Below are 2,972 nucleotides of genomic sequence, written 5' to 3'. Positions count from 1 at the left end.
TATCAATCAAAAAAAGTTAAACGATTATTATGATGTATCAGCCATTGTGTAAGCATTGATATACGGAATCACGGTTGGATATCCGTCAATGTCAATGATTCTCACAGGCAGACCATACACCTCTTCTATCATCTCACCTGTTATATCTTCTTTATTTCCGCAGGCAAATATCTCGCCATCTTTTACAAAGAGAAACCGGTCGATAAATCTGAAAGCCATATTGAGATCATGCATCGTCATAACAACAGCCATCTCATGTTCTCTCGTTACCTGTCTCATGACCTGTAAAATTTCCACCTGATTATGGAGATCAAGGTTACTTGTTGGTTCATCAAGCAGCATTACCCTCGGCTCCTGAACAAGAGCTCTGGCTATTGCCACTTTCTGAAGTTCACCACCACTCATCTGGTTGATAAACTGTAATGCCAGGTTTTGAAGACCCATTCTGGAAATCGCTGCATCAGTCTTTTGAAGATCTGTTTCTGAAAGGGTATATCCAATATATGGATGGCGGCCAAGCAAAATTGCATCAAAAGCCGTAATTCTACTGGTTTCAATCCGCTGGGGAACATACCCAACCTGCGCAGCAATCTCAAGAATAGAAGAGCATGTCAGATCTTTTCCATCCAGATATACTGAACCTGAAGATGGGCGAAGGAGCATATTGATGCATTTGAGAAGAGTTGTTTTTCCAACTCCATTGGGCCCCATTATCCCTAAAATTTCGTTTTTATCAACAGTAAAATCAACATTTTTTAGAATTTCTTTACTTTTGTATGAGAAGGAAACTCCATCTATGTGAAGTATCATCTCGTCCACCCTTTTAATAGTAGATACAAAAACAAAGGAACTCCTAGAAATGCTGTCAGAATAGAAACCGGAATAACAGTCGGAGCCATAATTACTCTTGCAACGGTATCTGATCCCAGAAGCATAATTGCTCCGGCAACGCATGACCCGGGTATCAGGTACCTGTTGTCATCGCCGATTATTCGTCTGACCATATGGGGAGCGACTAGGCCGACAAATCCGATAACTCCGAGAAATGATGTTATGATTGCTGCAAGAAATGATGCTGCTACCATTCCAACAAGCCGTACTCTCTTAACATCCACTCCAAGGCTTTGAGCTGTCTCATCTCCTGCATCAATTGCGTTAAAACTCCACCGGTGATGGTAAAAATACATTGCAATGATAAAGATAACAATTGACATCAGCCAGATCTCATCCCATCCTGCTCTGGAGAGGTCTCCAAATGTCCAGAATATAATTGATGCAAGTTCGATATCTGATGCAAAATATTCGAGGAACATTCGTGCAGCAACGAACAGACTTCCAATTGCTACACCTGCAAGAACCATGACTTCCGGGGATGCTGCCCTGTAGCGTGAAAGCACCAGGATCATGACTGTTGCAAGAAGACTGAAAGCAAAGGCAACAACTGTCGTCAGATATGGATTGAGAATTGTAATTCCATCTCCGACTTTTCCAGAACTTAAAAACATTACCGAAAATGCTGCACCAAATGCAGCAGCACTGGATATTCCCAGAGTATATGGCTCTCCAAGGGGGTTTCGCAGGATAGACTGCATGGCAACTCCTGCAATGGCAAGTCCAACCCCGGCAATTATTCCGGCGATTACCTCCGGGAGCCTTATATCCCAGATAATGGTATCCCATTTTTCGGTAACCGAAATGCCCATAAGAGTTTTGAGGACTTCATCAGGAGGAATAAAAACAGGCCCAACAGATATCGAGATTATTATTATGAAGAAAAGGAGCAGGCAACCAAGGAGAATTGCACGGATCTTTGATCGCGTGTATTGTATATACGCAGTAGGATGCGATCCATCTTTAAGGTGCATAATAATGGAAAAAGAAAAAATGAGAAGTCCTATACGTCGAGTTTGGTATAGGCAAGATTGTCATACTGCTGATTCAGTTCACTGAACAATGGTTTTCCAAGGAATTCGGTGTAGATCTCATCTGCCTTCTTCTTTGGATCAATGTCTGCAAACTTATCGGGATATAATACTGAACCGATGTAATACGCATTGGCGAGTGGAGTTTCCATGTTTGCATAACTCCAGACATTTGGCAGTGTTGCATATACTTTTCCATCCTTTACTGCTTTCAGATTTTTATAAGCCGGGTCAGTTTTCAACTCTTCAATTGCAGTCTGTCCGGTTTTTGCATTTCCAAGAGTTGCGAGATCCACAAATATCACATCTGGATTCCACTGGACAATCTGCTCTTTGGATACTGATCCAGATGATGGAGATCCTTGAGCTACATTCTTGGCATGAACAAAGGCGAGGCCTGGATCGCTTCCTGAAGTTGATTCAAGTCCATGAGATCCCTTGTATGCAAGCCCCCCGATATAGACCGATGGTTTTGACGAGTTATCTACAGACGATGTCCGTGCATCGAGATCTGCTATAGTCTTTTTTATGTATGAGATCAGTTCTTCTGCACGCTGACTGTTGCCATTGATCTCTCCGAGCATTCGTAAATTCCGGTATAATGCTTCCCGGTCCTTATCAGTTCCCATTCCACCTTTCAGAATGGTGACAACCGGAGCATGGACCTTTGCCGATAGTTCATCAGCTTCTTTTGCCTCTGAAATATCTGACTTGTAGACCAGATCAGGATTAAGCGAAACAATCTTTTCTTCATTCAGGTTTAATGAGGCTACTTCGGCTACAACAGGAAGAGACTGAAGCTGTGGGTTTGCGAGTTTGTATGCAGCACCGGAGAGTGAGGGAGTAGCAGAAGCATCATTGGCACTCACAGCTACAACATTGCCGAGATCATCAAGGTAACTAAGGAATCGTGTCGCCATTCCTGTACTTACAACCGCTGCCGGAGGGGCTGATACAGTCACTGATCTATCAAGGTCATCAGTAACAGTTACTGTCTTATTCTCCCCAAGTACTGGGGTAATTGTTGCTATTATCAGTAATATTAGCAAA

General features: G+C 42.8%; 3 protein-coding genes. All 3 read right to left on the bottom strand.

Annotated elements, in window-relative coordinates:
* Positions 1-27: 27 nt before the first annotated feature.
* The gene (locus VN429_RS07150) at positions 28-810 is read right to left on the bottom strand and encodes an ABC transporter ATP-binding protein (RefSeq protein ID WP_325631445.1); all 783 of its coding nucleotides are present in this window, start codon (positions 808-810) and stop codon (positions 28-30) included.
* Positions 807-1,865, bottom strand: coding sequence for a FecCD family ABC transporter permease (locus VN429_RS07145; RefSeq protein WP_325631442.1), 1,059 nt, complete (start codon positions 1,863-1,865; stop codon positions 807-809). Before VN429_RS07145 ends, VN429_RS07150 begins: the two co-directional genes overlap by 4 nt.
* A 29-nt stretch (positions 1,866-1,894) precedes the next feature.
* Positions 1,895-2,972 (bottom strand): ABC transporter substrate-binding protein (locus tag VN429_RS07140; protein ID WP_325631438.1); only part of this gene is annotated, 1,078 nt, incomplete at its 5' end.

This window comes from Methanospirillum sp., from assembly GCF_035560735.1.
Classification (GTDB): Archaea; Halobacteriota; Methanomicrobia; order Methanomicrobiales; family Methanospirillaceae; genus Methanospirillum.
The sequence above is the reverse complement of the archived record's forward strand: the minus strand, read 5'-3'. Positions and strand labels throughout refer to the sequence as shown.

Excerpts from the sequence above, each read along its gene's own strand:
- VN429_RS07150 (WP_325631445.1), bottom strand. The coding sequence starts at position 810 with ATGATACTTCACATAGATGGAGTTTCCTTCTCATACAAAAGTAAAGAA.
- VN429_RS07145 (WP_325631442.1), bottom strand. The coding sequence starts at position 1,865 with ATGCACCTTAAAGATGGATCGCATCCTACTGCGTATATACAATACACG.